This is a genomic window from Streptomyces sp. NPDC055078 (assembly GCF_053607985.1).
In genome coordinates this window covers 1-4,917 of the sequence record NZ_JBSGUP010000619.1, presented here as the reverse complement: position 1 = coordinate 4,917, position 4,917 = coordinate 1, and the positions used below count along the sequence as shown (strand labels likewise).

Below are 4,917 nucleotides of genomic sequence, written 5' to 3'. Positions count from 1 at the left end.
CCCCGGGTGATGAGGAGCTGTTTGCCGATCTCGACGATCTCGATGAGTTTGGTCGGGTTGGAGTCGAGGTCGACCATGTTCCCGGCCTCTTTGGCCGCCGATGTGCCGGTGTTCATGGCGACGCCCACATCGGCCTGGGCGAGCGCGGGGGCGTCGTTGGTGCCGTCGCCGGTCATCGCGACCAGCTTCCCGCCCGCCTGCTCCCGCTTGATGAGCGCCATCTTGTCCTCGGGGGTGGCCTCGGCGAGGAAGTCGTCCACACCCGCCTCCTCGGCGATGGCCCGCGCGGTCAGCGGGTTGTCACCTGTGATCATCACGGTCTTGATGCCCATGCGGCGCAGTTCGTCGAACCGCTCCCGCATGCCCTCCTTGACCACGTCCTTGAGGTGGATGACCCCCAGGACCCGGGCGCCGTCGGCGTCCTCGACGGCGACCAGCAGCGGCGTACCGCCCGCCTCGGAGATCCGGTCGGTGGCGCGCTCGGCGTCCTTGGAGACCGTGCCGCCCTGCTCATCGACCCACTTGACGACGGATCCGGTCGCTCCCTTGCGGACCCTGCGGCCGTCGACGTCGACGCCGGACATCCGGGTCTGGGCGGTGAAGGCGATCCACTCGGCCTGGGCCAGCTCGCCCTGGTGGCGCTCACGCAGCCCGTACTTCTCCTTGGCGAGGACGACGATCGAGCGGCCCTCAGGGGTCTCGTCGGCGAGTGAGGAGAGCTGGGCGGCGTCCGCGAGTTCGGCGGCGGTGACCCCGCCGACGGGGACGAACTCGGCGGCCTGGCGGTTGCCGAGGGTGATGGTGCCGGTCTTGTCGAGCAGCAGGGTCGACACATCACCGGCCGCCTCGACCGCACGGCCGGACATCGCGAGCACATTGCGCTGGACGAGCCGGTCCATGCCCGCGATGCCGATCGCGGAGAGCAGCGCCCCGATGGTGGTGGGGATCAGACAGACCAGCAGTGCGGCGAGCACGATCAGGGAGGTCTGCCCGTCGGCGCCCGCGTAGACCGCGAACGGCTTCAGGGTGACCACCGCCAGCAGGAAGACGATCGTCAGCGAGGCGAGCAGGATGTTGAGCGCGATCTCGTTGGGGGTCTTCTGCCGGGCCGCTCCCTCGACCAGCGCGATCATCCGGTCGATGAAGGTCTCGCCCGGCTTGGTCGTGATCTTGACGACGATCCGGTCGGAGAGCACCTTCGTCCCGCCGGTGACCGCGCTGCGGTCGCCGCCGGACTCCCGGATGACAGGGGCGGACTCGCCGGTGATGGCGGACTCGTCGACGGAAGCGACGCCTTCGACGACATCGCCGTCACCGGGGATGACATCGCCGGCCTCGCAGACCACCAGATCGCCGATACGCAGCGCGGTGCCGGGCACCTGCTCCTCGGTGGTGCCCTGGAGCCTGCGGGCGACGGTGTCGGTCGTGGCCTTGCGCAGGGTGTCGGCCTGCGCCTTGCCGCGGCCCTCGGCGACGGCCTCGGCCAGATTGGCGAAGATCGTGGTCAGCCAGAGCCAGCCCGCGATCGCCCAGCCGAACCAGTCGCCAGGGTCGGTGACGGCGAGCACGGTGGTGACGACCGAGCCGATGAGGACGACGAACATCACGGGGGATTTGATCATCACCCGTGGGTCGAGCTTTCTCAGCGCGTCGGGGAAGGACTTGAGCAGCTGCCGGGGGTCGAAGAGTCCCCCGCCGACCCTCCCGTCCCCGTGTTTGTGGCCCGAGGGCACATCCGGGTGCGGGGCCCGGGTGGGAGTTATCGTGCTCATGACGCGAGCCCTTCGGCGAGCGGACCCAGCGCCAGCGCCGGGAAGTAGGTCAGTCCGGTGATGATGAGGATCGTGCCGACCAGCAGACCGGTGAACAGCGGCTTCTCGGTCCGCAGGGTTCCGGAGGTCGCCGGGATCGGCTTCTGCTCCGCCAGCGAGCCGGCGAGCGCGAGGACGAAGACCATCGGGAGGAAGCGGCCCAGCAGCATCGCGAGACCGATGGTGCTGTTGAACCACTGGGTGTCGGCGTTGAGTCCGGCGAAGGCCGAGCCGTTGTTGTTGGCGCCCGAGGTGTAGGCGTAGAGGATCTCGGAGAAGCCGTGGGCGCCCGAGTTGGTCATCGAGTTCGCCGGGGTGGGCAGGGCCATCGCCACGGCGGTGAAGCAGAGCACCAGCGCCGGGGTGACGAGGATGTAGCAGGCCGCCAGCTTGATCTCGCGGGTGCCGATCTTCTTGCCCAGGTACTCGGGGGTGCGGCCGACCATCAGCCCCGCGATGAACACCGCGATGATGGCCATGATCAGCATTCCGTAGAGGCCGGAGCCGACGCCGCCGGGCGCGATTTCGCCCAGCTGCATGCCGAGCATGGTGATCCCGCCGCCGAAGCCGGTGAAGGAGGAGTGGAAGCTGTTGACCGCGCCGGTCGAGGTCAGGGTGGTGGCCACGGCGAAGAGGGACGAGCCGCCGACGCCGAACCGGGTTTCCTTGCCCTCCGTCGCACCGCCCGCGATGTCGAACGCCTCACCCGGGTGGGCGAACTCGGTCCACATCATCAGCGCCGTGAAGCCGACCCAGATCAGGACCATCGTGCCCAGGATCGCGTAACCCTGCCTGACGCTGCCGACCATCCGGCCGAAGGTGCGGGTCAGCGCGAAGGGGATGAGGAGGATGAGGAAGATCTCCAGCAGGTTGGAGACGCCGTTGGGGTTCTCGAAGGGGTGGGCGGAGTTGGCGTTGAAGTAGCCGCCACCGTTGGTGCCCAGTTCCTTGATGGCCTCCTGGGAGGCGACCGCGCCGCCGTTCCACTCCTGGCTGCCGCCCGTGAACTGGCCGACCTCGTGGATTCCCGCGAAGTTCTGGATGGCGCCGCACGCGACGAGGACGATCGCCGCGATCACGGAGATCGGGAGCAGGATGCGTACGGTGCCACGGACCAGGTCGGCCCAGAAGTTGCCCAGCTCCCCGGTGCGGGAGCGGGCGAAGCCCCGTACCAGGGCGACGGCGACGGCGATGCCGACGGCGGCGGAGACGAAGTTCTGCACCGCGAGGCCGCCGGTCTGCACCACGTGCCCCATGGCCTGTTCGCCGTAGTACGACTGCCAGTTCGTGTTGGCCACGAACGACGCGGCCGTGTTGAACGCCTGGTCGGGGTCGATCGACTGGAAGCCGAGCGAACCGGGCAGCGATCCCTGGAGCCTCTGGAGCAGGTAGAGGAAGAGCACTCCGATGGCGGAGAACGCGAGGACACCGCGCAGATAGGCGGGCCAGCGCATCTGTGTGTTGGGGTTGGCGCCGACGGCCTTGTAGATCCACTTCTCCACCCGGAGGTGTTTCTCGGAGGAGTAGACCCGGGCCATGTAGTCGCCCAGGGGACGGTAGGCCAGGGCGAGCGCCACCATCAGCGCCAGCATCTGGAGCACACCGGCAAATATGGGACTCATATCGGGGCTAGAACCTCTCCGGGTACAGAAGGGCGAGGACGAGGTAGCCCAGCAGGGCGACGGCCACGATCAGGCCGACGATGTTCTCGGCGGTCACAGCTTTGCCACCCCCTTGGCGATGAGAGCCACCAGCGCGAACACCGCGATCGTGGTGACGACGAAGGCCACATCGGCCATCGTGAGCTCCTGAATGGGATCGGTTCGGTGAATGGGAATCGGTTCGGACCGTTCGGATCCGGACTGTGTCGAGGGAACCCCTTTTTGGCCGATTCGCCGCCGTCGTTGACACGTCCCATACGGCCCCACCGGTCCTCTTGACGCAACCTGTACGGCCTGCCGGGCGGGGGTGGGAAGGCGGGCATGATCCAGAGCCCTGTGATGGCGGGATTTCCGCCACGGCGAGAGGGGCTTGCGCCGCGTTCGGCTCCGGGGCGGAGTCGCTTGCGTCCGACCTGGCGCCGGACCGTACCCGTACAACGTTCTAGCTATAGTACGTTGTACGAGTGAGGTCGCACGGGCCTCCGGAGACAGCCGAGGAGTACGACGATGGCCAGGGAACACGGGCACGCACCCGCCACCGGTACCGACGATTCCGTACCGGTCATCGATCTGTCGCCCAGGGACAGCGCCGAGGGGCGGGCCGCCGTCGCCCGGGCGATCGGGGCCGCCTGCGAGGGTTCCGGATTCTTCACCGTCGTGGGCCATGGAGTCTCCCAGGACCTGATCGACCGCATGTACACGGTGACCAACGGGTTCTTCGAACTGCCGGACCGCGAGAAGGACACGGTCGCGAACCGTCCCGGGGTGTCCGGGTTCCGGCGTATGGGCGGGACGACCGCGCGCAGCCTCGACAACGAGACGCCCCCGGACCTGTGCGAAGCCTTCGGGGTCCATGTGACGGGAGAGCTGAGCGAGCGGGAGCGCGCGGGGCTCGGCGACCCGTGGGCGACCTGGACGCTGGCGAACGTCTGGCCCGACTCACCCGCCGGCTTCAAGGCCGTATGGCAGGAGTATCTGAGCGCGATGGAGGAGCTGTCTGCCGACCTCATGCGGCAGTTCGCGCTCGCGCTGGAGCTGGACGAGAGGTTCTTCGAGGACAGGTTCGACCACCATGTGTCGTCGCTCACCGCCAACTACTACTACCCGCAGACCGAGCCGCCGCTGCCGGGCCAGTTGCGGCGGGGCGCGCACACCGACTTCGGCAGTCTCACCGTCCTCTACCAGGAGGATGATCTCGGCGGTCTCCAGGTGCTGCGGAACGACGGCACCTGGCGCGATGTCGCCGCCGTCCCGGGCGGCTTTGTGGTCAACATCGGCGATCTGATGGCCCTGTGGACCGGTGGGCGCTGGGTTTCGACCATGCACCGGGTGGTCAATCCGGAGCGGGGTAACACCTCGTCCCGGCTGTCCCTCCCGTTCTACTATCTCCCCAACCACAACGCCTCGATCGAGCCCCTGCGACCGTTCGCCGCGCCGGGCGACCC

4 protein-coding genes are annotated in these 4,917 nt (G+C 68.2%); 1 reads left to right on the top strand and 3 read right to left on the bottom strand.

Annotated elements, in window-relative coordinates; genetic code table 11:
- From kdpB to kdpF, 3 genes are all read right to left on the bottom strand, one after another.
- Window positions 1–1,772: potassium-transporting ATPase subunit KdpB (gene kdpB, locus ACWF94_RS33415; protein ID WP_453497231.1), on the bottom strand; the 1,772-nt coding region annotated here is incomplete at its 3' end.
- Entirely contained in the window at window positions 1,769–3,433 is a 1,665-nt protein-coding gene (gene kdpA / locus ACWF94_RS33410; RefSeq protein WP_453497228.1) for a potassium-transporting ATPase subunit KdpA, read from the bottom strand. The genes kdpB and kdpA, both read right to left, overlap by 4 nt.
- Window positions 3,434–3,440: 7 nt before the next feature.
- Complete coding sequence (kdpF, locus tag ACWF94_RS33405; protein WP_037701211.1) at window positions 3,441–3,530, bottom strand: K(+)-transporting ATPase subunit F; 90 nt, start codon at window positions 3,528–3,530, stop codon at window positions 3,441–3,443.
- A 449-nt stretch (window positions 3,531–3,979) separates the two neighbouring features.
- On the opposite strand from kdpF, the gene ACWF94_RS33400 reads away from it, so the two are divergent.
- Window positions 3,980–4,917: isopenicillin N synthase family dioxygenase (locus tag ACWF94_RS33400; protein ID WP_453497224.1), on the top strand; the 938-nt coding region annotated here is incomplete at its 3' end.

Excerpts from the sequence above, each read along its gene's own strand:
- kdpA (WP_453497228.1), bottom strand. The coding sequence starts at position 3,433 with ATGAGTCCCATATTTGCCGGTGTGCTCCAGATGCTGGCGCTGATGGTG.